The organism is Wolbachia endosymbiont of Onchocerca ochengi (assembly GCF_000306885.1).
In the GTDB taxonomy this organism is placed as follows: domain Bacteria; phylum Pseudomonadota; class Alphaproteobacteria; order Rickettsiales; family Anaplasmataceae; genus Wolbachia.
In genome coordinates this window covers 46,705-73,107 of record NC_018267.1, presented here as the reverse complement: position 1 = coordinate 73,107, position 26,403 = coordinate 46,705, and the positions used below count along the sequence as shown (strand labels likewise).

At 31.6% G+C, this 26,403-nt stretch carries 22 protein-coding genes, 1 tRNA gene and 1 rRNA gene; 12 read left to right on the top strand and 12 right to left on the bottom strand.

Going from position 1 to position 26,403, the window contains the following annotated elements; genetic code table 11:
* Positions 1-45 precede the first annotated feature (45 nt).
* A 5S ribosomal RNA gene (gene rrf / locus WOO_RS00325) occupies positions 46-152 on the top strand.
* A 44-nt stretch (positions 153-196) separates the two neighbouring features.
* Here the strand turns inward: rrf and WOO_RS00320 are convergent.
* From WOO_RS00320 to rpmH, 3 genes are all read right to left on the bottom strand, one after another.
* The gene (locus WOO_RS00320) at positions 197-460 is read right to left on the bottom strand and encodes a hypothetical protein (protein ID WP_014868729.1); all 264 of its coding nucleotides are present in this window, start codon (positions 458-460) and stop codon (positions 197-199) included.
* An 83-nt stretch (positions 461-543) separates the two neighbouring features.
* On the bottom strand, positions 544-903 hold the full coding sequence (gene rnpA / locus WOO_RS00315) for a ribonuclease P protein component (RefSeq protein ID WP_044135374.1): 360 nt from the start codon (positions 901-903) through the stop codon (positions 544-546).
* On the bottom strand, positions 896-1,030 hold the full coding sequence (gene rpmH / locus WOO_RS03720) for a 50S ribosomal protein L34 (protein ID WP_081730860.1): 135 nt from the start codon (positions 1,028-1,030) through the stop codon (positions 896-898). The genes rnpA and rpmH overlap by 8 nt, the downstream gene beginning before the upstream one ends.
* Positions 1,031-1,156: 126 nt before the next feature.
* On the opposite strand from rpmH, the gene pstC reads away from it, so the two are divergent.
* From pstC to WOO_RS00285, 6 genes are all read left to right on the top strand, one after another.
* Positions 1,157-2,248, top strand: a complete 1,092-nt coding sequence (pstC, locus tag WOO_RS00310; RefSeq protein ID WP_014868727.1) for a phosphate ABC transporter permease subunit PstC — start codon at positions 1,157-1,159, stop codon at positions 2,246-2,248.
* Between the two features lie 104 nt (positions 2,249-2,352).
* Positions 2,353-3,771, top strand: a complete 1,419-nt coding sequence (gene atpD / locus WOO_RS00305) for a F0F1 ATP synthase subunit beta (protein ID WP_029784320.1) — start codon at positions 2,353-2,355, stop codon at positions 3,769-3,771.
* Between the two features lie 29 nt (positions 3,772-3,800).
* Positions 3,801-4,133 (top strand): hypothetical protein, encoded by a 333-nt coding sequence (locus WOO_RS00300; RefSeq protein ID WP_014868725.1) that lies wholly within the window; start codon positions 3,801-3,803, stop codon positions 4,131-4,133.
* A 24-nt stretch (positions 4,134-4,157) separates the two neighbouring features.
* Positions 4,158-4,802 (top strand): transaldolase family protein, encoded by a 645-nt coding sequence (locus tag WOO_RS00295; protein WP_014868724.1) that lies wholly within the window; start codon positions 4,158-4,160, stop codon positions 4,800-4,802.
* 1,700 nt (positions 4,803-6,502) lie between these two features.
* On the top strand, positions 6,503-7,522 hold the full coding sequence (locus tag WOO_RS00290; protein WP_014868722.1) for an NAD(P)/FAD-dependent oxidoreductase: 1,020 nt from the start codon (positions 6,503-6,505) through the stop codon (positions 7,520-7,522).
* A gap of 39 nt (positions 7,523-7,561) precedes the next feature.
* Positions 7,562-8,758, top strand: a complete 1,197-nt coding sequence (locus tag WOO_RS00285; protein WP_014868721.1) for a phosphoglycerate kinase — start codon at positions 7,562-7,564, stop codon at positions 8,756-8,758.
* A gap of 2,338 nt (positions 8,759-11,096) precedes the next feature.
* On the opposite strand, the gene WOO_RS00280 is transcribed toward WOO_RS00285, so the two are convergent.
* From WOO_RS00280 to WOO_RS00260, 5 genes are all read right to left on the bottom strand, one after another.
* Entirely contained in the window at positions 11,097-11,513 is a 417-nt protein-coding gene (locus WOO_RS00280) for a YqaA family protein (RefSeq protein ID WP_014868720.1), read from the bottom strand.
* Between the two features lie 6 nt (positions 11,514-11,519).
* A complete protein-coding gene (gene cysS, locus WOO_RS00275; protein WP_014868719.1) occupies positions 11,520-12,893 on the bottom strand; it encodes a cysteine--tRNA ligase in 1,374 nt (457 codons plus the stop codon).
* A complete protein-coding gene (locus tag WOO_RS00270; protein ID WP_044135372.1) occupies positions 12,886-13,542 on the bottom strand; it encodes an exopolysaccharide biosynthesis protein in 657 nt (218 codons plus the stop codon). Before WOO_RS00270 ends, cysS begins: the two co-directional genes overlap by 8 nt.
* A 764-nt stretch (positions 13,543-14,306) precedes the next feature.
* A complete protein-coding gene (tatA, locus tag WOO_RS00265) occupies positions 14,307-14,474 on the bottom strand; it encodes a twin-arginine translocase TatA (protein ID WP_014868718.1) in 168 nt (55 codons plus the stop codon).
* A gap of 129 nt (positions 14,475-14,603) precedes the next feature.
* Positions 14,604-15,329 (bottom strand): ABC transporter ATP-binding protein, encoded by a 726-nt coding sequence (locus tag WOO_RS00260; protein ID WP_014868717.1) that lies wholly within the window; start codon positions 15,327-15,329, stop codon positions 14,604-14,606.
* A gap of 143 nt (positions 15,330-15,472) precedes the next feature.
* Between WOO_RS00260 and WOO_RS00255 the strand changes: the two genes are divergently transcribed.
* A tRNA-Arg gene (locus WOO_RS00255) sits at positions 15,473-15,549 on the top strand.
* 954 nt (positions 15,550-16,503) lie between these two features.
* Here WOO_RS00255 and WOO_RS00250 read toward each other — a convergent pair.
* A complete protein-coding gene (locus WOO_RS00250; RefSeq protein WP_014868716.1) occupies positions 16,504-16,821 on the bottom strand; it encodes an NADH-ubiquinone oxidoreductase subunit NDUFA12 family protein in 318 nt (105 codons plus the stop codon).
* A gap of 53 nt (positions 16,822-16,874) precedes the next feature.
* On the opposite strand from WOO_RS00250, the gene WOO_RS00245 reads away from it, so the two are divergent.
* The 3 genes from WOO_RS00245 (at position 16,875) to dapD (ending at position 21,512) form a co-directional block, all read left to right on the top strand.
* Entirely contained in the window at positions 16,875-18,350 is a 1,476-nt protein-coding gene (locus tag WOO_RS00245; RefSeq protein ID WP_014868715.1) for a proton-conducting transporter transmembrane domain-containing protein, read from the top strand.
* Between the two features lie 53 nt (positions 18,351-18,403).
* On the top strand, positions 18,404-19,504 hold the full coding sequence (gene rodA / locus WOO_RS00240) for a rod shape-determining protein RodA (RefSeq protein ID WP_014868714.1): 1,101 nt from the start codon (positions 18,404-18,406) through the stop codon (positions 19,502-19,504).
* 1,177 nt (positions 19,505-20,681) lie between these two features.
* Positions 20,682-21,512, top strand: a complete 831-nt coding sequence (gene dapD, locus WOO_RS00235) for a 2,3,4,5-tetrahydropyridine-2,6-dicarboxylate N-succinyltransferase (RefSeq protein WP_014868713.1) — start codon at positions 20,682-20,684, stop codon at positions 21,510-21,512.
* A gap of 1,113 nt (positions 21,513-22,625) precedes the next feature.
* Here the strand turns inward: dapD and WOO_RS00230 are convergent.
* Positions 22,626-22,910, bottom strand: a complete 285-nt coding sequence (locus WOO_RS00230) for a DUF2610 domain-containing protein (protein ID WP_014868712.1) — start codon at positions 22,908-22,910, stop codon at positions 22,626-22,628.
* Positions 22,911-23,285: a hypothetical protein gene (locus WOO_RS00225; RefSeq protein WP_014868711.1), complete on the bottom strand. Its 375-nt coding sequence runs from the start codon at positions 23,283-23,285 to the stop codon at positions 22,911-22,913. It abuts the gene before it with no gap.
* 103 nt (positions 23,286-23,388) lie between these two features.
* On the opposite strand from WOO_RS00225, the gene WOO_RS00220 reads away from it, so the two are divergent.
* Positions 23,389-24,432 carry a class I SAM-dependent methyltransferase gene (locus WOO_RS00220; protein WP_014868710.1) on the top strand — a complete coding sequence of 348 codons (1,044 nt, stop codon included), beginning with the start codon at positions 23,389-23,391 and terminating at the stop codon, positions 24,430-24,432.
* 30 nt (positions 24,433-24,462) lie between these two features.
* On the opposite strand, the gene gltX is transcribed toward WOO_RS00220, so the two are convergent.
* On the bottom strand, positions 24,463-25,827 hold the full coding sequence (gltX, locus tag WOO_RS00215; RefSeq protein WP_014868709.1) for a glutamate--tRNA ligase: 1,365 nt from the start codon (positions 25,825-25,827) through the stop codon (positions 24,463-24,465).
* Between the last annotated feature and the right edge of the window lie 576 nt (positions 25,828-26,403).

The window sequence follows — 26,403 nt, the reverse complement described above, 5'->3', positions numbered from 1 at the left end:
TGTATGCAGTGTTAAATATTAAATTGAGTTAGAAATTTTTATTAACTTGGTGGCTATAGCAAAAATGAAACACCCGATCTCATTTCGAACTCGGAAGTGAAACTTTTTAGCGCTGATGGTACTTGAAAAGGGAGAGTAAGTCGCTGCCAAGTTTATGAAAATTTCTTCATTAATTGTGAGTTGCATAGATGTATTTTTATCTTAACTTTCTTGTTTTTATGTATCCTTGATCTTTTTTTATATCATTTAGTGTTGTTCCTACTTCTTCTAATTTACCTTCTTTTAAAGGAGAATTGCTGATTTCTGGTGATGTTATATTATCTGCTACCTTCTTTTTTAATAATTCTTCTTGCTGACGGAATGCTGACCTCCAGTCTGTTCCTGTTCCTTTAGGGAGAAATAAAGATTGGTACATCTTACCAAAGCCTATATTACTTACCTCTTTTGTGTACTCCACCATTTATTGCACCTATTAATTATCTTTAAAAACTTTACTCATGTTATCGTAAATAATATAGTTGTAAATACCTCAATTGAGGTTTTTTATTTTATTTTTTTTAAGCAAACAGTTAGATCTTTTTGTAAGTTTTTATAGCTTGCTTGTATAATATTTCTGTGAGTTACTATTATATAGTAATACCCAGTATTACTTGCATTTAAAATGTTAATTTTAGCAAGCATTCGTAATCGCCTTTTGATTTTGTTTCTTTTTGTTGCTTTCCCAACTTTTTTGCTGATAACTAAACCTGTTCTAATAGTATCAATATACCTTTCTGGTTCTCTTTCTTTTACCGCATATAGTGACATGTAGAGTCCATGGTAAAAAAAACTATTAGGTACTAGCTTATTTTTAAAAGCAAATGAGAAGTCTTTTTTTTTATACTTGATAACTTGACTATGCACATAGTTTTTTGCATCCTAATGAGCGACGTCTGTTGAGTATTTTTCTTCCAGCTTTTGTTGTTATACGTGAGCGGAAACCATGTCTGCGTTTTCTTATCAGATTTTTCGGTTGAAAAGTTCTTTTCATTGTTTTTACAAAAGTATTTAATTATTTTAATTTTGTTTTACTTTATTGTCAAATGGTATTTGCATTGTATATACTAAATACTCTTAAAAATTGTATTTTCGTAAAATAAGGTTCGAATATGAGTAGATGAATTCGGTGACAACAATCCTTTTCATACCTACACTACTAGTTCTTTTGTTTTATTTTAGCAAATTTCAACAAATAAATAAAGTCAAAGTTTATTTATATCTTAGTTGTATATGGTTGTTAACCTGGTCATTAATATTCTGTAGTAATTGTCTTATAACTTCTATCGCTATAGCGTCACTTTTTTTTATGTTTGCTTTTGTCTTTAAATGCAATAAGATAATCAAGCTTTTATTATCCATAGCTCTTGCTATATCGTTTTTTATCACTTTATTTATAATGTTATCTATTCTTACCCAATCTGTTAATTTTTTTAGAGAAGTAGCTATTTCAGAATTTTTATTTTGCTTAAAGTGGAGTCATAGTGCAGTGACTATTAATGGAGAAAAAATAGGATGCTTCGGTATAGCTACACTTTTGGTTGGCACATTAGTTGTAACTATTGTAGCAATGGTAGTTGCTGTTCCTCTTGGTTTATTTTCTGCAATATATATTAGTGAGTATGCGAGTGGAAAAGTGCGTTATATTGTTAATACAACTCTGCAAGTTTTATCTGCTATTCCTACAGTTGTATATGGATATTTCTCGGTTGTATTTTTATCTTCTTCTGCAAAACAGATAGCAAGTTTTTTTGGTCTAAGTATACACTCGGAGAGTGCATTGGTTGCTGGTTTATCAATAGGGATAATGGTCCTTCCTTTTATTATTTCTTTGTTAGAAGACGCAATTAGGTCTGTTCCAAAGAGTTTACGCTATGGCTTTATGGCGTTAGGGGCTACTCCAGCAGAAACTGTATGGCACATAATAATACCCTATGCAATGCCTACGATTTTGAGTGCAATTCTGTTGTCAATTTCGAGAGTGATAGGTGAAACAATGATAGTGCTAATGGCTGTTGGAATCAACTCAAACTTAACTTTCAATCCTCTTAATTCAGTTACTACTATTACTGTGCAAGTAGCTACGCTACTTACTGGAGATCAGGATTTCAGTAGTGTGCAAACACTTGCTGCTTATGCGCTTAGTTTAGTACTATTTATTATTACTTGGCTATTAAATGCATTTGCATTGTTTATAATAAAACGCGATTAACGAACACTTTAATGTTGCAAAATTTCTATTAATAGCATAAGATTTATTTTCTTGATTTGGGGGAGTGTTATAAAATAATAGTGTTGGGTGGTAAAAATAAAAAGGTGAATATAGGTAGAACGGTTAAGGTAACTCAAGCAGTTGTTGATTTAAAATTTGAAGGCGAGTTACCTAAAATATTTAATGCTTTAAAAAGTAAACTAAAGTATAAGGGCAAGGAGTTAGTTTTGGAAGTTTCACAACATATAGGTGATAATATAGTCCGTTGTATTGCTATGGATAGTACAGATGGTGTATCAAGGAATGATGAGTTTGTTGATACAGGTGCACCAATATCAGTTCCAGTTGGGCGCTCAACTTTAGGGAGGGTTTTTAATGTTGTTGGAGAGCTTATAGATGAATATGGTCTCCTGAAAGGGAAGTATGATCTAGAGCCTATACACAGGGAGCCTCCAAATTTTACAGAACAGAAGATACAGGAAGAGGTTTTAGTTACAGGGATAAAAGTTGTAGACCTTCTTGCACCTTATTTAAAAGGAGGAAAAATTGGTTTATTTGGTGGAGCCGGTGTTGGTAAAACAGTTCTCATAATGGAATTGATTAATAATATAGCAAAAGCTTACAAAGGATTTTCTGTATTTGCTGGAGTTGGGGAAAGAGTACGTGAAGGTAATGACCTTTATCACGAGATGATCAATTCAAATGTGATAGATGTGAATGAGCATGAAAAGTCTCAAGCTGTTTTAGTTTATGGTCAGATGAATGAACCTCCTGGGGCAAGGGCTAGAGTTGCTTTAACAGCATTAACTATGGCAGAATACTTTCGTGATCATGAGAATCAGGATGTTCTGTTTTTTGTTGATAATATCTTCCGTTTTACGCAAGCTGGTTCTGAAATTTCTGCTTTACTTGGGAGAATACCTTCAGCTGTTGGGTATCAGCCGACACTTGCAACTGATATGGGAGCGATGCAGGAGAGGATAACCTCAACTACTTCCGGTTCTATTACTTCTGTGCAGGCGATATATGTTCCTGCGGATGATTTAACCGATCCAGCTCCAGCAACTACATTTTCTCATCTTGACGCAACTACAGTACTATCGAGGCAAATAGCTGAAATGGGAATATATCCTGCTGTTGATCCACTTGATTCAACTTCTCAGTCTTTATCTAGTGAAATCATTGGTGAAGAACATTATAGAGTAGCTTCTGAGATAAAACGCATACTGCAAACTTATAAATCACTGAGAGATATTATTTCAATACTTGGTATAGATGAGCTGTCTGATGAGGATAAAATTACTGTTGATAGGGCTCGTAAAATTCAGAAGTTTCTCTCTCAACCTTTTCACGTTGCAGAAATATTTACTGGTATGCCTGGTAAATTTGTTTCACTTTCTGACACTGTTTCCAGTTTTAAAGGGATTATTGAGGGTAAATATGATCACTTACCAGAGGCTGCTTTTTATATGGTGGGAAATATAGATGAAGCAATAGAGAAGGCTGAATTAATAAAGACTTAAGTTAACGTTGGAGCTAGAGATTAGAGATCATGAACACCTTTAAAGTGCAATTTTTTTCTCCTGATAATCAAATCTCATTCAATAAAGTAGTTTCTCTTTCAATGAATGGGCTTGAGGGTAAACTTATGATTTTAGCTCACCACTCTCCTTATTTAATTTATTTATTACCAGGTATAATCACTGTTAAAATAAGTAAACAGAAGGAAGAAAAGGTTGTGGTTGATAATGGTGTATTGGAGATTATAAATAATAATTGTAGCGTTATGACGAATCAAATTCAAGTTTTCGATTGTATAATTCATAATGAGGAATTGTTTAAAAGTAAAAGAATGAACATGCAATTAAATTATTTTAGTCAGTGAGTTTTTATTGTATATTGGAATATTATGGAAATTTTTCTTGATAGTGTTGATTTAAGTGAAATTGAAGAGCTAAAAGAGGTCATTGATGGTATAACAACTAATCCTTCTTTGATAGCAAAGTCTGGGCGTAAAGATGAATATGAAGGTTTAATAAGTGAAATATGCTCTGTTATAAAAGGGCCTGTTAGTGTTGAAGTTGTTGCAGATAATCATGAAGAAATGATTAAAGAAGGACTTAAATTAGCGAAAATTGCTAGTAATATCGTAGTAAAGTTGCCTCTTACATATGAAGGATTAATTTCTTGTAAAAAGTTGTGGACAGAGTATAAAATACCTGTTAACATTACATTATGTTTTTCTCCTGGACAAGCACTGTTTGCCGCTAAGGCCAGTGCTTGTTTTGTTTCTCCTTTTGTTGGTCGTCTTGATGATATAAACTATGGTGGTTTATTTTTAATAAAGGATATATGTACTATATATTCTAATTACGGTTTTGATACTAAAGTTCTTGTTGCATCAGTAAGAAGCTCAGCGCACGTGGTAGAAGCTGCAAAACTTGGTGCTCATTCAATTACTATGCCAGCAAAAGTGCTTAGGCAGTTACTTAGCCATCCACTTACTGATTATGGGCTTGCAATATTTGAAAAAGACTGGAGTGCAAAAAAATAAGTAATCGTAAAAATTTGTTAGAAAGGACGAAAAACTTATATTAGCCTTAGCTATTTTATGGTCTGATGTTAAAAAACTTAGTGCTGTCTGATTTTCGTGCTAAGTTAACGATATATGTAATTCAAGGTTGTATAAACATGATGAACTTCTTATATAGGAGAGTTAGCAAAAGTGTAGCACACATACAACAGAAATATATATATACCCTGCATATCTTGAAGAAGATACACTATACTTTTTTACTGAATTTTGTTGTTTAGTGGAAAAACTTGCAAACAAAAGTAGATTTTTTGATCTTAGAGTGCTATTCTGCTAACAGAATGGAGCTGCAAAAATGTGCTAAGCAATTTTTATTGATTTATTGAGCTCCTTTTCTATGCCTTTTAAAAAGGCTAGATTCTAATTATTATGAGCTGTTTTATAAAATTTAAAAACACTTAAGAACTTAAACTATCTGACTTTGAGGTTGGAATCATATCTTAAAGTTAGAAAATGTTTTGTTCTTAAATGTCTCTTCTTTTCCTTTATACTATTTACTGATTCTTAATTAGAGAAAAATTAGAACCATATGCTTTATTAAAGCTAAGATTAACCATTTTATCTTCACGCATCGTTTTTGCAAGAGGAGCTTGAGTTTTTATTTGCTGGTTGGAAATTTGAAGGTGTTAAGTGTTATTTTCTTTATTACCACGATTGGAAGTTTCAACGGTAAGTTTCGTTACTGTAAATAATCAATACACCATTACTATGATTTATATAATGTTACATTTTATTCTTCTTTATTATTATATAATGTCTGCTTCTTGTAAATATGCTTTGAAGTGCAGCAATTACTGATATTATATCCTAAGATATCATATTGGCTACTGTTATTGTGTTTCGAGATATTGTGAGTATTTTCTGAATTGTTAATTATGATCATGGTTTTTGTACTTTACATATTTTTCTCCTCGCTTCGCATTTTCATCAATTTTTTTTTAAAATACTTTTAAATGTTAAATTAAACTTAAAGTCTCTTCTCTGTCTTTTCATTAAAGTTGCATATTCATTCTTATTTTTCTGATTTTCTATACTACTTAGTAGATAAGCGCACTCTGCCTTATTGAATTTTACTTTCGATTTTGACAAGAGATTAATAATCATTAAGTCATTTTCACAAGAAACTTTTCTATTAAAATATTTAGTTATAGGTAGATTTCTCTAATTGCAACCTCTGAAAAAAATTTCGATTGTAAATTCTAATAGAATTCACCTAGTTGCTTTTTTTTAAACTCATATTGATTCTATATTTATTAATGAGTAATTTTGCCAGCTCATGATTGAAATTTTTTGCAGCATGATTTAATGAAGTACTGACTTTTTGTACATATTTGTTCTATATCGAATGGATTAGATAGTTTTTAAGCAAAGTAAGCAATTGTTTTATAACTTCTTTTTGTCTTGTTATTTACTACAGCTTTAACTATTAGGTTATTCTTGATATTCATGGTGCTTTTTTTACTATTTAAGTAAATATATTACTGTAATTACATAGAAATTTATTTTTTAATTTGTCTTTTTTAGTGTGAGAAAGGAAGATTTGCTAAGGTTATAAAGAGTTGATTTATGCATTTTTCAAATTGCATCTCCTACATTACATAAATTGACTTTATTAACAAAGCTAACTAATATCTAAATGAGTTATTGCTTAAATAGGAATCATGGAAACTGACATAGTAGTAATAGGTGCAGGACCTGTTGGAATATTTACTGCTTTTCAAGCGGGAATGCTCGATATGAGATGTCATATAATGGATATTTTAAATCAAGCAGGAGGACAGTGTGCCGCTCTTTATCCAGAAAAATCAATATATGATATACCTGGCTATCCTGTTATTACTGCGCAAAGATTGATTGAACAATTAATGGAACAAGCTTTGCCATTTGGCCCTGTTTACCATTTAAGTCAAATGGTGGAGAAAATCTCAAGTAATGAGAATCAAAGTTTTACTGTAGTAACAAGTATAGGTACAGAAGTGAAGTGTAAAGCTGTTATCATTGCTGCAGGTAATGGAATATTTGAACCTAACCGCCCACCTCTTAGTGGTATATTAGAGTACGAGAATAAGTCCGTATTTTATAGCGTAAATAAAATTTCTGATTTTCAGGATAAAACTATAGTTATTGCGGGAGGAGGAGATTCCGCAGCTGATTGGACTATAGAACTCTCTAGAGTTGCAAAGAGAATCTATGTGATACATCGAAGAAAAGAATTTCGTTGCACTCCTGAAACTAAAAATAAATTAGAATTACTTAAAAGTGATGGAAAAATAAAACTCATAACGCCATATCAATTACACGAATTAGTTGGAAATAATGGGCAATTGAATGCAGTGATAATAAAGAATATTGTTTCTAATGAAAAAAAAGGAATATACGCTGATTTCTTACTGCCATTTTTTGGCCTGTCGATGAATTTAGGTCCAATAAACAATTGGGGTTTAAAGTTGCAACATAGTCGCATAGTTGTTGACCAGACTACACTTAGAACTAATAGAGATAGGATATATGCAGTCGGAGATATAGCTACTTATTTGGGTAAACTAAAGTTGATATTAAATGGTTTTGCTGAGAGTGCTATGGCTTGTTATGACATATACAAAGTGATTCACAATTCTCCAGTTAATTTTCAATATTCAACTTCAAAGAGGATTCAAGAAAGAGCAAGTAATTTACTTTAAGTAAAACTGCTATATAGTATTTTGTAGCTTGAATTTTGTATGAACATACCTAGCATAGAAAATTGTGATTTTCAGGGTAAGACTGTTTTGCTCAGGGTTGATTTTAATGTTCCTATAAAAAACGGAAAAGTTCATGATGCCACTCGTATTTTGAGAACGCTGCCGACTATTCAACACTTAATAAATGCAAGTGCAAAAGTTATTATTATATCACATCTTGGACATCCAAAAACTAAAGATAGTAGTCTATCGCTAAGAAACATAGTTGAAACCTTATCACAGTTGTTGAAAAAAGAGGTAAAATTTGTTGATGCTTGTATTGGCCAGAGAGTACAAAGAGCAATAAATGCAATGAGTAGAGGAGATATAATGTTACTAGAAAATCTAAGATTTTATAAAGGGGAGGAGCAGAATGACTTGAATTTTTCTAAACAGTTAGCATCTCTAGCGGATATATATGTAAATGATGCATTTTCTTGTTCTCATAGAGCTCATGCCTCTATTTCATGTATTACAAAGTTTTTACCTTCCTACGCAGGATTTTGCTTGCAAAATGAGCTAAAGCATCTTGAAAAAGTCATATTGTTTGATGCTAAACCCATTACTGCGATAATTGGAGGAGCTAAAATATCAACCAAAATAAAAATGCTTATAAAATTAGCAGAAAAGGTTAATTATCTAATTCTTGGTGGTGCAATTACTAATAATTTTTTATTATTTAATGGAATGAGTATTGGCAAATCTTTTTTTCAAAATAACGTTAATGATCTTCTGCGTGATGCTGTTGAGACGGCAAATAAAAACAATTGCAAAATAATTATGCCTAAAGATGTCTTAGTTGCAATAAACTCTGATTATAGCACTGGCATTTTAAGAAAAACTGAATCTATTTTAGATAATGATGTAATTTTAGATATCGGACCTCAAACTTTAAGCATAATAAGCAGTGTAATAGCAAGCAGTAAAACTTTGCTGTGGAATGGACCTATCGGTGTTTTTGAGTATTCGGCTTTTGCAAATGGTACAATGGGGGTGATGAAGGTGGTAAGTAGTTTGACCCGTAAAGGGAAATTAATCAGTGTGGTAGGGGGAGGGGATAGCATATCCGCAATAAATGCTGCAGGTCTTACCGATAAAGATTTTACATATGTTTCGACCGGCGGAGGGGCATTTTTAAACTGGCTAAGTGATGATGAAATGCCAGGAGTTGCTGCACTACGATTAGCGTCAGATTAAAGTTTTTTAATTAATGGTACCGGTATAGTATAGGATTTGTTTTTTATATTAAAAATCATTATTTCAGTGACATGAATTGATAAGTTGGCTTTGAGGCATTCTTCAAAGTAAATTCTTCAAGCTAAGCTACATTTTCTCCCTTCTAGGTCTAGCTGCTTTTGATAAAGGCGTGTTAAGAGTTTGTGGAGATTGAATAGCACACCATAATTAAGAAATTTTAGTATTTTGCTTGATGTCTGCAGAGCATCGGGAAGTAGTGGAAAAGATATACAATATAATAGGCTCAATAATCAAGTGATTATACTACTGAATGCAGATCTAGAGTTATTCAAGGGTAAGTCAAACTAAGATTTGTTTTGCCAATAGCAGAATTGAAAAAGAGACTATATAGATATAAGGTTTGTCATATTTTTTATGGCGAGCTAAACAATGAATTAGGTATATGTGTTTTGTAGATAGGTATGTTGAAGCTCAGAAGATAATGGACGGTGTGATTTGAAATAATAAGTCTCTATGCAATAAGATAGAGTTGGTCAACCAGTTTATTCATTTGGAATAAAATATTTATGTGATGATGAGGAAATACTTTAATGCTGATGTGATATTTTAGTTTCTGCAACTAGAGAGTATTAAAGAAACTGGAAAAAGATTGAATGTACCTATATGAAATAGAGGATGACGATTATCAATCGGTGTTTGTGAAAAAAAAGTGGCGTTATACTTGCATTCTACTTTAGTTTTATACCATCATGTGATGATTATAACTGTAGTAAATCTTGATAAGCATATTGGTTTTTGAGAAGATTAAAATAAACATTATTTTATATATATTAATTTATTTATATTACATAAATAGTTTTCGCAACTTGTTGAATGTTAGAACTACTTTAAACTTATAGTATAGTGAGCAATATTTATTAGTTTTATTTGTTTCTATAAAAATGACTTTAAGGATTTAAAATAAGAATCTGCTTTCTTTAAGGAATTTATTATTTTAGGTTCTGCACCGAATTCAAATTATGATAATAGAGATGGCAAAAAAGTGTTGATGGGGATGTACCATGCTGAAATTTCAACATTGAAAAGTACAAGGTTATGTTAATACTATAAGGGTATTAGTACAAGTTATTGTTAATAAAGATGGTATCATTGTTCTGATGAGTACATTAGAAAAATGATTATGGCATGTTGATATAAATTATGTGGAAATTCAATAAATATATGGTTGAAGAGCTACAGAAACTGAATGATTATTCTATCGGCATGTAAATTGTAAACACAAGGATTAAACCTTTTCAAAAGAGCAGATGTGGAAATCTTTTTTGCTAAAGAACGATTTTATACTTTATAAAGGGCTTTAAAATTAGAAAAGATATATAGTATTTTGTCGTGCTGAGAGTAGGAAAAATAGTGTGATAACCGGTCATTGAAGGCTATGGGCAATACATGAACCTGCTAATGGTTCCGTAGGCTGTATGTAGAAGATAGGGATAAATTTTTAAGACGCAGAACAAAAAAATAATGGTATTTTATATGAGATAGATGATAAAAACAAAAGTATTTTAAAGTTTTTAAAAAAAAGATCAAACAACTTATTTCATAAAATATCATCTTAGAATGATAAAGGAAGTAATATAACCTATTCCTAATAGTGATATTGATTACTTTCAGGTGAATTTGATGAAAATTTTATGTAGGTTCGTCAATCAGTTTTTAATGTGTCATTTACTAGAGAAACTAAGGGAGAATGACTTCTTAAAGTTAGAGTGGGGGAGATATGTTTTACCTGAACTTTTAAGCGAGTATGATAATTATATTTTGGTAGATTCACATCTTTGAATGATAAGATTAAAAAATTAAGTTTGCAACCACCATTTTTGGATGGAGTAGATTACAAGTACTTATTGTTTTTTTTTTGCAAAATAAGAAAGTAGCATTTTCCCTGATAGTTGTTTGTGCTATATTGATATATAAGACTAAACTATATTAAGGTTTTTATCTCAATGGAATATACGATTTTTGTTTTATATGCTATTTCAGCTTAATACATTTGCAAAGTTAGACGTCTTAGAATGAAATATCATCTTTAAGTTTATAAGCCCTGAAAAGACTATGGAAATTTTGGATCTGATTGATGAGTTTAGGTCAGAAGTTTTACTTAATGCCTAAAATTTTGAGAAATGATGGCTTCAAAAATTTCAGGATACTTGAAGATAAGAAAGAATCTATATCTAATTATAAAAAAGTAGATATCTTGTAATGCTCTGTATGAAGCTATATTGTGAAGTATTTTGAAAGATAAAAGAAAAGGTTATGAGAAGATAGTAATTAACTCAGCTTATTGAACGGTGGTAGTGAGGTATAATAAATAAAGGAAATTGGATACGATAGTTAGTAAAGTAAAGGCACTGAAGTTTAGTTTAAAATAACCTGATAAAACTTGAATTGCACTTCCAAGTGCTGACATCCATGAAAGCAATGTAACTGCACAAATTAGCAAATTTCTTATTATTTTTGGGGTTGTGTACTCATTTTCTAATTTGTGATATGCTTTTCTAGCGAAAATTGTTATTTTACCCAAATGCCAATTGACTATTCCACCAATACTTGAGCCCAATACTCCAAAAAGTAACATAAGTAGTGGGTTGTAATATGACCTAAAATACAACATAGTATAAAATACAAAACCTTCGTATATGGGCAAGATTAATGAAGATAATAGATTATCTATGAATAGTAGTAGATAGTTTTCCATATGAACTTACCAGGTTGTTGTACCATCTTCGTTATCAAAAATTGTAACCTTCATCCTTTTTAACTGATCTCTTATTTTGTCGGCAGCATCATAATCTTTATTTTTTTTTGCTGCCTTTCTTAAATTTACTAATCTTTCTATTTCTCGGTGGTCTACGCCTACGGTAAACCACTCTTGATAACTTGATTTAAGAAGACCAATAAATCGTGCACTCTTAACAAAACTTTCAGTTAATTTGAGTTTTTTATGTTCATTGTTTGTTTTATTGATTTTTGTGGCCATTTCATGCAATATAACTAAAGCTTCAGGGATATTTAGGTCATTTTTCAAAGCCTCTATAAAATCTTTATATACTTCTGTATTGCTTTCATCAATGCTTGCTATATCCACACTACGTAATAACCGATAGAACTTGTTTAAAGTTTCTTGCGACTCCCAAATAATATCTCTTGTCCAATCGAGTGGTTTTCTATAATGAGTTTTGAACAATGCATGACGTATTACTTCTCCCTTTATTCCACTATCGAGCAAATCTCTTACTTTAACTATGTTAAATAAGGACTTGCTCATTTTTTCTTCGTTTACCGTCAGGAAACCATTATGTACCCAATATTTTGCGAACATTGACCCACTAAATGCAGATTTGCTTTGCGCAATTTCGTTCTCATGATGAGGAAATTGTAAATCTATACCCCCACCATGGATGTCAAAATCTTTACCAAGATATGCATATGCCATTGCCGAACATTCGATATGCCATCCAGGTCTTCCTTTTCCCCATGGACTATTCCAGTGACTTGAAAGCTTGTAGTCAATGTCGTTTGCTGGTTTCCATAGTACAAAATCTCCTGGATGCTTTTTGTTTTTACCAACTTTAACTCTGCTGCCATGATCTAATTCATTAATTTTTTTCCCTGATAAAGCACCATACTCAGGGTAAGATTCAATACTAAAATATACATGTTTATCGGATTCATAGGCATGATTAGATATTAGCAAATGTTCAATTAATTTGATAATGCAATCTATATTTTCTGTTGCTTTCGGCTCATGTGTTGGTTCTACACAGTTTAGACTTTTCATGTCTTCACGAAAAGCCTTAGTGTAATGTGTAGTTATACTTTCTATACTGCTATTTTTTTCACTTGCTGCATTGATTATCTTATCATCAATATCAGTTATGTTGCGTACATAGGTAACTTTGCCATAATGAGATTTAAGCAACTGAAATAATACGTCATAGACAATAGCAGCACGTGCATTACCTATATGTGCTGTATCATATACGGTTGGTCCGCAAACGTACATTTTTATATGACCTTTGTCGATCGGTGTAAAGAGCTCTTTTTTTTTTGTTAAAGTATTGTAAAGCTTAACCATATACAAAGCTTTTCAGAAAAGAAAACGCTCCAATTATGAGCTGTGGTCCTTCAACTATTACAACAAGGGTAAGTAATAAACCGCACAAAGATACTAGAACTCCCAATATGGAGAGAAGTCCATCTTTGCTCATAATGCCAAGTGAAATGAAAGTTGTACCGATTGCAGGAATAAAATTAGTTAAGGGCAGTGGAATGGCTATCGATAATGCACAAATCAACATTATAAAAGCTAGAATTTTCTCACCAGGTCCATAGAAAATGAAAGGTATTCTTGGTTTCATGAACTTTTCTATTTTTTTTAATGCAGGTGAAGTCCTCTCTACTACAAAAGCTAGTGTTGAAGATTGAAAGGATTTTCTTTCTAACCAATGCGGCATCCAGGGAGAGTGAAACCCGAACAAAAGCTGTAGTGAGAACAAGATTAAAGGTATAGAAAGTATAGTTGTATAACCAGGTGGAACAGGTATAGGTATCGATAGTGGTAAAGAGAAAATAATTATTAAAATACCAAAACCGCGTTCTTGTAGAGCTATTTTAATATCAAACAATGTCACTTTATTACTGTTATTAGTGTTGATATCTGCAACCTCTTTTAAAATATCGGAAACCAATTTTTTATTTTTAATTAGTCTCTCATTTTTTTGCACATTTATCCTTGGACAAAATTATCCCTTTTAGTTAGCATAATTATTGCTATATTTCAACATTCATTCTTCATTTATATCAGGGGATTCATCTTGTGCTAAGGTGTGTTATAAAGCTTAACCACGTACAAAGCTTTTTATGAGAAAGTATTCCTATTATAAGCTGTAATCCCTCTGGTTATCATAGTAGGGATAAGTATAACAGTGTGCACAATGATATTAAAAAAACTCCTAGTATAAAGAAAAGACTATCTTTACCTATAATACCAGGCTAAATAAAAGTTGTGCCGATGCAGGAAGAAAGTGAGTGAAAGACAGTGGAAGAGCTATTATTACTGCATATCCAGCTAACAAAAGCTTCCAAGAAGAGTCAAGCCAAATAAAAACTGCAGTGAAAATAATATTAGAGGTATAGAAAAAATAGTTGTATAACTAGGTAAGATAGAACAGGTATAGGTAGGTAGTGATGGTGGTAAGGAGAGATGACCAATTAAGCCACATTTATGCAAAGCTGCTTTATAATGTTAAACTGAACAACATTATTTCATTGCTGTTGGTATTATCAGTACCATAATTTCTCTTAGAACATCAGAAGCTAATTTTTTATTTTCAGTTAGCTTCTCAGCTCTTTGTATAGTTAACTTTGATTAAAACTACTAATCTTAAACTAATGTAACTATCTTGTATTTCAATCTATATTTTTTAACTTAGCTGGGTTTTTGAACGAATGACACGCACTTTAGTGCGTGTCATGAAATGTAAGGACGCTAATGATCTGGTTCGTTAGATGACAGTTTCTCTGACTCCTTAAGTCCTTGTTTAAGGTTTTTAATGCCTTTTCCTAAGTCACCCATAACTTGTGGTAACCTACCTGCACCAAACAGAACTAAGATTATTATTAAAACTAAAAACAATTGCCATGGTCCTAAACTCATTTGCACCTCCATTTAAAATATTAAATATTAAGTATAAAAACTTGACTAAAGTCAAGTGACATATGGATTATACCACCTTTATTTAACTATAGATCAAAATTTTTCGATCTATTTTATAATAATTTTAGATTAGGTTTTTTCTAAGTAGTAACAAATATGTTGCAATGTGCTATCCTCAAGTCCTTGATATATATCGCTGGAAACTCCTGATTGAATAATTTTGCCGTTTTTCATTACATAGATAGAATCTGCAACTTTTAATGCTTCTTGTAAGTCATGAGTTACCATTAGCACAGGAATATTTTTACTTCTAAAAAGAGATAATACATGGTGTCTTGTTTGGCACTTAAGCAGTATATCTAAATTAGAAAACGGTTCATCAAGCAATACAACATCAGGATTTTGTGCCATTACTCTTGCTATCGCAACTAATTGTTGCTGTCCTCCTGATAGAGCATTAGAGTACATGTTTTCATATTTTGCTATGTCTAATAGCTTCAAAATTTCCAATGCAGTAAGATACTTTTCCTTTTTAGAAGCACTACGAATAGCAAAAGTTATATTCTCTATCACTGTTTTGTGAGGAAATAATGCGGAATGTTGGAAAATCAATCCTACATTCCTATGTTCTATTGCAATTGATGTATTATTACTTGCTACTAATCTGTTATTTATAAAAATGGTACCAGATTTTGGATTTTCTATCCCTGCGATTAATTTTAAAATCGTTGACTTACCACAGCCTGAATGTCCCAATAAACATGCAACATTTCCTCGTTTTACTTCAATATTTATATTGCTTAAAGCAAAATCACCCTGATTACCATAAGAGTAACTAATGTTATTAATTAGCATCAACTGAAACTATATTATTAAATATGATAACATTATACTCAAGAAATGTATAGGAGCGTTTTTATTGTTGTAAATTAGTTATGTAAGAAGGATTTAGAAAATAAGGAGTTTTTTACTATGACCATTTGTAAGTGATAGGGAATGGGACTATAGCTCAGTAGGATAGAGCATTGGATTCCTAATCCAAAGGTCGTGCGTTCGAATCGCACTAGTCCCACCATAGTACTCTATTGATTTATTATACTATTTTACGTTTTTGGAGAAAATTATAGTCAAACCTATGGCTATATAAAGATTGCAACTTATAGGTGCAGTATAAGTGGTATTATCCAAGTGGCAGAGCTGAGATCCAAGAAAATAGATTCTAGCATTACATTCTGGAATTACGCTATTTTTTGTAAAAGCAAATGTCCATTTATAATTGGCTAATTACCACTATCTATCTCACTTATATGTTGGTATTTTAAGAGCTTTTAAGCACTTAAATAGGTACTATTTTATAGCGCTTATAGCTAGTAGATGTTAGGTCGTAATGTGAAAGACATATAGTGCACATAGTACAGAAAATTAAATATAACATGCATCAAATACATTAGTTTTTTGTCATTAGTTCACTACAGAGATTTTGCTAAGATCAATAAGTAGCTTCACTGCCATAGCAAGAAGGTTAGCAAAGTTTGTCAAGTAGTTTTTATTATTACAAGTCAAACTGTTTTGAAAATATATCAGGAATTTTATCTATTATTTCACTCATGTTCACTTCAGATTGAAGTATACTCTGTTTTACCACTTTTTAAAATTGATTTAGCACCTAATCTAAGTAATATGTTGACAAATTTGCTGTTAACCACAACTCTACTGCTGGTTGTTAGGGTTCTGAGCCATCAAACTGACAATTTTATGTCTTACTTATGCACACATATTAATCCATGTTACATAGGTACTTTTATCAAGTAAATATGCTAGTTATGTTTTTAATATTTACTCTACAAACCTTGATATTACTGTTCACTCCTATACCCATTAGTATCAGTAAAAAATCTATATATTCTATAGTAATCCTTATAGTTTTTTATATCAGATAGTTTATCAACAGCAAGGCAAATCAAAAAAATAGTAAGAATTAGTACAAACAACCTGACAGGTATTTCAAGTATACTTGATCTTCGCGTCTTTAGTTATTATTAGGATTCCAGCTTTTGTAATAATTTTTTGCTTTTTGGTTAGAATGATGTACATCTTTTGTGCTCGTCAAATTAGATGTATGTTTCACCTTTATTTTTTTGTCATTAACTGGTACTACATTATCAGTATAATGAATCCATGTGTGCCACTCTTGAGGTATTATTGTAGGTTCGGGAACACTACTATATATAACCCACCTTTTTCCTGTATCCGATTCATAGTAAAAGTTTTCACTCTTATCTCTTCCTACAAATTTACCTTTTCTTTGTAGTAAACATTTTATTGCATTAAAAATTTTAGATAACATAAAGCTATTAAAATAAAGAGTATTATATATACTAATACTTTAACAAAAATTTAATGCAATTACCAATCTTACAAGTTATTATACCAATAATTGCATCGATGTTTTGTTCTCTAGCAAGAGAACATAAGTTATCCTGGTTTATCTCTTTTACTACAACAGTAGCTACTTTTTTTATTTCATTAATACTACTTATGAAAGCTTATAATGGTGAAGTTGTAATTTATTACCTTGGAGATTGGGCTCCTACCTACGGAATAGAATTAAGGATTGATATGTTGAATTCCTTAGTTTTAACTTTAGTAAATTTTGTAGCTCTGATAAGTGTTCTTTATAGTTTTTGTGTTAACAAAAAAGAGATTAGCAAAAATAAGATAACTGATTTCTACTCTTTGTTTCTGTTATGCTTAAGTGGATTGCTTGGGATTTTGGTAACAAACGACATATTCAATCTCTATGTTTTTTTAGAAATTTCGTCTCTTTCTTCTTACGTGCTAGTTTCAATGGGAAGAGATAAGAAAGCTCTAGTTGCAGCGTTAGAATATCTGATTAGTGGAACGATAGGTGCAACGTTTTATTTGTTTGGTATTGGGCTTTTATATTCTATGACAGGTACGCTCAATATGTCTGACATGGCTGAGAGAATAGTACCGCTATATGATAATAACATCGTAAAGCTTGGCACATTATTTGTTTTTGTTGCTCTTTCAATCAAGATGGCACTATTTCCATTGGGTAAGTGGCTAGTTAATTCATACAGTGAGGCGCCAAGTTTCATTAGTATATTTTTTTCAGGCACAGTAACCAAAGTTATGATATATGTTTTTATCAGGATCTTTTATACTGTTTTTCATCAAAATTTTTTTTTATTTAAACCGCCATTAGACAACGTAATAGTTACACTTGCGCTTTGTGCTATTGTATTTGGTTCGATATTTGCAATAACTGCGAAAGACATGAAAAGGTTGCTTGCTAATTCCAGTATTAGCCAGATTGGCTATATAATTTTAATGCTGAGTTTAAACTCGAAAGCAGGTTTGTTTGCAGCAATTCTCCATACAATAAATCACAGTATAATAAAGACGTCTTTATTCATGACAGCTGGATGTATTTCTTATAAATTTGACTCAACAAAAGTAGAAAATTTGTCAGGACTTGAAAAATCAATGCCCTATATGACGTTTGCGTCTACTCTGCTTGGGTTAGCGTTAATTGGTGTGCCTTTAACAAGTGGCTTTATAAGTAAGTGGTATATGATGAAAGCAATTATTGAGTCTCATGCATGGGTTTCTCTTATAGTTTTTACTGTAAGTTCTTTTCTTGCACTAATATATGTATGGCAGATGGTAGAGAAAATGTATTTTGGAAATGATGCCACATCACGCGTTAGAATGATGCCTGGTAAGGCTAATGAGGTGCCATTACCTATGCTTTTTTGCCTGTTTTTCATGGCTATTTTAACAATAGTAATTGGGATATATAGTAATCCAATTCGTTTAGTAGGTTTAGTAGTTGAAAAATTGGTTTTTTGATTTTTACCTTTACTTTATATTTTACTATACTATAAGGTACTGGAGCTTTTGCTATGGATAGGTTGAAGAAGGTTCATTGGTTGCTGGTCATTAACGTAATAGCTCTATTTTGTATTGGCATTATTGTTCAATATTCTTCTGCTGGAAGAAAGTGGATGCCATTCGCAATTCATCAATTAGTTGTATTCTCTTCTTTTTTTTTACTGGCTATAGCTATGTCGTTCATAGAGCTGAATTTTTATTTAAAGCATGCTTATTTTTTTTATATAGCAGCAGTGATTGCATTATTAGTAGTTAATTTTTCTGGTTCGTTTATAATGGGTTCAGCAAGGTGGATAAGAATTGGGTCAGTTAGTTTACAGCCATCAGAATTTGCGAAAGTGGGATTAGTGCTTGCACTTGCTCGCTATTTTAGTAAGCAAAGTGTATATAAAATGATGGAATTTCAAAAACTATTTAAGGCGCTTATAATTATTTTTTTGCCTGTGTTCTTGGTATTAAAACAACCAAATTTAGGCACAGCTGTAATAATGTTATTTATAGGGACATCAATTATATTTACATCAATAATAAAAGGGTCACATTTAATAATTTTTGGAATATTTAGTATTTTTGTGATGCCAGTCATTTGTTTTTTTTTACGCCCTTATCACAAACAAAGGATACTATCGTTTTTGGATTCATCAACGGATCCGCTTGGAATAGGTTATAATGCACAGCAGTCTCAAATAGCTATTGGTTCAGGAGGTTTGCTTGGTAAGGGCTTTGCTAATGGAAGTCAAACTCAGCTTGGATTTTTACCGGAAAGGCGTACAGATTTTGCTTTTGCAGTACTTAGCGAAGAGTGGGGGTTTTTAGGTAGCATAGTTTTGATTCTCCTTTATACTACGTTACTTGCTATAATATTCTCTGTTGCCTACAGATCAAAAGTTTACTTTTCTAAGTTATTATCTATCGGAATTTTTGCTTTTTTTGGTGTTCATTTCTTCATAAATATTGGAATGACAATAGGTCTTTTACCTATAATAGGAGATCCATTACCATTTTTATCCTATGGAGGAAGCATAACTGCTTCAAGCTTGATATGTATAGGATTGCTACTCAATTGTATAACTTCTGAAGAAGATTTAAGGCTAAGCTCTCGATTTTATTAGTAGGAGGGCTCGTAGAGTCTAAGATATGATGATATATATTCTTGTTTTATGGGTCATTTATAGCTAACCTTTAATTATTCTTCACTGGTATAGGCTTTTGTATAATTTTTGGCAACGCTCCTAGGCATATATAACAAGTTAGAAACGAAAAATTATCGGACAAACTTTGCTAACTCCGTTACCGTAATGCGCAAAGGTATTCAGTTATCTTTAACTTGTGTAGGTTGAGTGACAGGATTATTACGTAATTGATATCTTATATTTGATTTTTTACACTATGTATACCTTGTGTCTTTATTATTTTATCTGAACTTTTAACTTTTCAAGCTGAAATACCCTTATAAGTTGTTTAATGTAGCATAAAATATCGATTTGCAAGGTTAGAGAGAGTGAAAAGCTCTACCTATCAGTTCTTTTCCCTTTTTCTGCTTAGTAAGTTTCTTGGCATTTAAGCTAAAAAGTCTATTGCAAGTTTAAGAGTCTTTAAATTGCAGTGTTTAAGACTTTTAAAAACGCTAAATTGAAAATAGATACTGATTGAGGTTTCTTTTGTCTTTTTTATCAGGTAAATTTCTTAAATATTTATAATTAAAACAATTTAAAAATTCAAAAAAATGTTATTCTAGTGCATAACGCTTGAGTCTACTGGTTTTTTAATTGATGAAATTGAAAGATTAAGTTCAGCTTAACTAGATCTTAGAGGTAAAAAAGGTAATTTTGATAAAACTTTTTTGTAGTGTAAGCCTTTTTATGCTCGAACTGTCAGTTTGCTTTTTTTATATCCTAATTTAGGACTTATTGAATCCTTATATGAACTGATTTGTTTTTATATTTTTTGTTTACTTCCTTAGGAGAGGTTAGCTGCTGCAATATATACCCTTATTACTACAACAAAAGCTCTAAAGTGGTAAACTAAACACTAGAAAATTCCTTTGTTAACTTTTTTTCTTGTGTAATAAATGGTAGCATGCACCTTACCTGGCTCTTATAAAGATTCACACCATGCGTGGTTGCAGTTTGTATGCTTTATTTTCTTCCTTCTGAATTTACTTGTTTGTCCGGAGGTAGTAAGTAAGTTTTAGTGCAGTTATTACATTGTAACTTTACATCACTTAGTGTAAAGTGGTAACAAACCTATATTATGTGAAGCTATAAACTTATTATCAATATATAATAAATGGAAAACTTGCAACTAGATAAAATGCAGAATGATGTAGAAAATATTTGGAGAAATAGAAATGAACTTATTGACTGTAATGTAAAAATAACAGCAAGAGCTCTAGTTGAAGAGATAGTTAATCTTCTTGATTGTGGTAAAATTAGAGTAGCAGAGAAGCTATCAAACGGAAAGTGGGTGGTACATATGTGGGTAAAGCAGGCAATATTATTATACTTTCTTACTGAGGAAAGTAAAGTAGTAGGCAATAACAATTGGTGGTTTGACAAGACTAACAATAAGTTTAATGGATGGAATGAGGAAAAATTTCGCCAATCAAAAATTAGAGTAGTTCCTGGATGTTTTGTTCGTCAGTCTGCTTATATAGATACAAATGTTGTTCTTATGCCAAGCTTTATTAACGTTGGTGCTTATATCGGTTCGGGTACAATGATAGATACTTGGTCAACAGTTGGTAGCTGTGCGCAAATAGGAAAGGATTGTCATATTTCTGGAGGGGTGGGAATTGGTGGAGTTTTAGAACCTATTCAAGCTTTTCCAGTTATTATAGAGGATAATTGTTTTATAGGAGCGCGTAGCGAGGTGGCTGAAAGTGTTATAATAAGAGAAGGATCAGTTTTAGGTATGGGAGTTTTTATTGGAGCATCAACAAAAATTATTGATAGAGAAACCGGTAAAGTATTTTACGGTGAAGTACCTCCTTACTCTGTAGTAGTACCAGGATCTATTTCATCTAAAAATAACATTTCAACATATTGTGCAGTTATAGTAAAAAAAGTGGATGCAAAGACAAGGTCGAAAACTTCTGTAAATGACATATTGAGGGGTTAGGTTATATCTTTATAATAGATGCTACATTATATAGTAAATGGTATCATACAACTGTAAGCAATTAGCTGTAATAATTCTCTGTTAGTTAATTTCAATTTATTAGATTGAATCTTGTCTTTTATAGTTTAAGGATCAAGTTTTTATATTACTTACTAGGTTTATATTTTCTTTCTCTATTAGAAAAACCTGTAATTTCTATAAATCCTATTTTTATCTATTTTTACAGAATAAGCTCTGTGGCTTTATGTTGCTTATGATCTGATTTACGTATAAGGTTACAGTCTAATCAAACTGGTATTTTTCCCTGTTTATATACTGTGAAACAGTCTTAAATACAATTGATATCACACACACCCTTCCTTATAAAATAATCAATCCACTAAGAACATGCTTCAGTTTGTCTTGTATAGAGTATTGTATGATGGGCATCCCTATTAATCATCGCTTTATAATAAGCTGCTAGATTTTAGCGTAATGTTCTTCCAATAAGTAAAAGTTCCTTGGTTGTATTTGCTAAGATGTAGAATTAACATAATTAGCAGTCTTATAGTATAATAGTTGTCACCTTTGGGTAGGGGGATAAATTATTATAAATTAATAATGCTTGGTATCTATGATGATTGAACATGGCACTTGTTTGCTGTCATGAATCTAATTACCATACCTAACACTCATAAGCCTTGGCATTGGTACATTCTCTGCTTCCACGAAATATGAATAATTGTTCGTGTACAAATGTCATGAATAACATTTCGTTCACATAATATGATGTTGGCTTTGCTTTAGATTTTCTACTTGCCTTATCAGGGTATGAAGTTTTTGAATGGCCTTTTCTTAGCAAGAGATACTTTCTTTACTGTTCATTGTTCAACTTGAGTTAAAACTATACAATGCCTTTGATCTTATTTTTATCTCTATGAGGGAGATAACAATTTTAAGGGCAACTGAATAGTTTAGTATAAATTTCATCAGCATTTAATTATATCTGTATTAAATTGCTTTTATGCTATGCTGATAAAATACAAGTAATGTAACGTTTTATAAATTGGAGATTTGTATGAATCTTGGTGTAAGATTTAGATAACAAAAAATAGATACTAGGAATATAATATGCTATTTTTTGCTATTGCTTGTTTTACCACTATTGTTAATCACTGTTATGGCATATGCACATAACTCTGAAAAAGAGATTCCATTTTCTTTAGATAATTTGTGCAATTTTTGCAGGCTTTCTTTTACTTTACTAGGAATATTACCTCCACGTTCTCTTACGAGCCAGGAATCTTGATGGTGAATCGGATGAGTGTCACTTTTTGGGTTTCCTATGTATATCGTAAAAGGTGAAGTTTGTCCTTTGAAGTCACATTGCACAGTAAATTTTTTTATAGAATTAGCCATCTAAAAACCTCTAATTTTCTTTTTGATTGATTTTACAGCAGGTGTAGGGGATGGCTTCTTTACAGGTTCTTGTCTGCTGGCAACATTTTCTTTACCTCTAAGAAATCGAAGAACTTCAGCTCTACTTGGTTGTGATTCTTTCGCTATTTTTGTTCCATGTTTTGCCATAATATTGGCATATGCTAGTACTTTTTTTACTACTTCTGAATCGCCGTTTAGCATTTGAACTAGTGCTTGAAATACTTCTATTAGAGTTAACCCATCAGTGCTTATAACCTTATTTTCTATAAAATTGACAGTTTCATCAAGTTTACATTCAATACTATCATCTGGGTTTATAAAAATAGTATAATTGTTAATATCCTGATCGCTCATAATCGAAGCACTATTGTTAATAAGCTCTTAAAGTTTATACTATAGATATAAATACTCTACTAATTTGTATTGTGACACGCGATGATTAAACATTTATTAATATATGCTCTCTTATATATATAAATTAATTGATCAAAACCAAGGGTCAATACCTATCAGTGACTTTATGAATGCTGTTCTATACCATAAAAAACATGGCTATTATATGAATAGGTCACCACTTGGTAAAAATAATGATTTTATCACAGCTCCTGAAATCAGTCAATTATTTGGTGAAATAATTGCAGTTTGGGTAATGTATATGTGGGAAAAATTAGGAAAGCCGCTAAAATTTTCTCTAGTTGAACTTGGGCCAGGCGAAGGAACACTTATTCACGATATAATAAGAGTCACTAAAAAACACAGTAATTTTTTTAGATCAATGGCTATTCACCTAATTGAGATCAGCCCTACTTTACAGAAGATACAGAAGGGGAAATTAAAAGAATCAAATATTAATTGGCACGTAGATATTAATGATTTGCCGGAGCAGCCAACTATTTTCTTAGCAAATGAATTCTTTGATGCTCTTCCTATAGATCAATTTGTGTATCATAATGGTGAGTGGTATGAAAATAGGATAACAAGGCGGGATGATGGGGTATTGTTTCAGTGCCTAATACTAGAATCCAGAAAGGAAAAATCCTATGTTTCACTATTAACTACTCAAATGCCGAATGAAGAGCTTTTTAATGGTGCAGTGGTGGAAATATGTTCAGCTGGAATTGAGATATTCAAAAAACTTGAAGAAAAAATAGTTAGTAACAGAGGGGCTGCTATAGTTATAGATTATGGCTATGTATATCCTACATATAAAAGCACTTTACAGTCTATCAGACAACACAGGTATGCCAATTTTCTTGAAGATGTTGGTGATAATGATATTACTGCGCTTGTGAATTTTCAAGCATTGAAGGACGCATTAAAACACATAGAGTGTGAAATTTTAACTCAAAGAGAATTTTTATATCTTTTTGGTATAAAGGAAAGGGTACAAACTTTAATCAAAAATGCAAATGATGAACATAAGAATAGAATTTTTAGTGAGTTTTTAAGGTTAACTGAAAATATGGGTACTCTTTTTAAGGCAATGTTAATCGGTAGTTAGTTAACATTCTATACGTTTAAAAGGCAAACTTCAGCTATAGTTCCGTAGTCTTCTTATACACTCGTCTCTACCAAGAGTTACCATTATATTGATGATCCCAGGTGCATCCATTGTTCCGGTTATAGGGGCGCGTAATGAGTGGTACACATCACTTATTTTAACATTATGTAACTTTGAAAACTCCTTGACTTGAGAAGGTAGAGAGTTCTTGTTCCAGTTTTCATGACTAATTCTCAAGAGAAATGACGCAAGTAATTTGATTGTATCGAGGTTAGATTTGACAATTTGCTCGGCTTCTTTGTTTAAATCAAGTGGTGGATCTTGAATATAAAACTGTGCTAAATCCAATAATTCGTTCAGGTAGCTTGCTCTTTTTTTTAGTTCCGTTAGCCCGTGTAGTAAATAGTTCTTTTTTTTATCGTTTAGAGTATTTTCTCTAAGTATTAGAGTCAGAATGTCTTTATTGCTCATGTTATTAATATAGTGATTATTTAAGTATTTCAGCTTTTTAAAATCTAGGCGTGCAGGTGAACGACCAATGTTTTCTAAATTGAACCACTCTACTGCCTGCTCACTACTGATAATCTCATCGTTTCCATGACTCCAGCCAAGTCTTAGTAAGTAGTTGCGCATTGCCTCTGGTAATATTCCCATTTTTTTATAATCGCAAATGCTTGTTGCACCATGTCTTTTAGATAGCTTATTTCCATTCTCCTGGTGAATCAGCGGTACATGTGCAAAGCGTGGGATATCAAAATCAAGGGCTTGATATATCAGTAATTGTTTAAAAGTATTAGTAAGATGGTCAGAACCACGTATTATATCAGTTATTCTAGTATCATGATCATCAATCACCACGGCAAAAATATATGTTGGAGTGTTGTCAGAACGTAAAATTACTATGTCATCAATTTGTTTGCTATTTACTTTAATTTGACCGTATATTTTATCGTTAACAACGATATCTTGTGAATCTGGGACTTTAAATCGAACAACAGGCTTTACATTTGGTGTTACATTGAAGCATTTATGCTTGTATATCTTTCCTTCTTCTCTTGCTTTTGCTTTCTTTTCTGCAACTTTATTTTCAGGGCAATAGCAGTAATACGCCTTACCTCTTTTGACTAAAAGGTTTGCAACTTCAACATACCTCTCTGTTCTTTTTGATTGGTATATTATTTCTTCATCATAATTCACATCAAGCCATTTCAGGCCGTCTATTATTGCATTAATTGCCTTTTGTGTTGATCGTTTCTTGTCAGTGTCCTCAATCCTTAGTAAAAACTTACCACCATGATGCTTTGCGTAGAGCCAATTGAATAAAGCAGTGCGAGCTCCACCAATGTGCAAAAAACCTGTTGGAGATGGAGCAAATCTAGTGATTATGCTTAGCATATTTGCTGTTACGGTAATATAAATAATTATGGCTGAAATTTATGCTTATAACAATTTATAATTTATTTATTTCAAAAGATAAAGTCATATTTTTTATGAATTATAGTATATAACTTAATATTAATTAAATATAGAAGGGCATGTTATGGTTCAATCTAATGGCTTATTGACTTAATGCTATAAGAAAAGGAGATAAAGGTAAATTTGTCAGAATTTATAAAGAGAATGTTGTTTATGTAGCTAAGTAGGCTTGATGAAAATAGTAATCCATTTTTAAATATAGTGAATAAATGACAGAATCCTACACCTACTCAAAGAGGTTATGAAAGACTTAGAAGAAGGTGCCTAAGAGTAAGGTTTAAAAGGCAGAGGAAGCTAAAAATTAAGAGGAAGTGGAAAAAATTAAAGATGGAGTATATTGAGAATATATACAAAGAAATAAAGGTTATGTTAAGGAATAATTGGAGAGTGGTGTAGCACTATTTATTTCTCAGGTATTATAAAATGGAGGGAAATTAAGTAGGCTACAAGCATAAAGAGTGGCTTCTATGTTTATATTTATATAGTAGGAGTTAT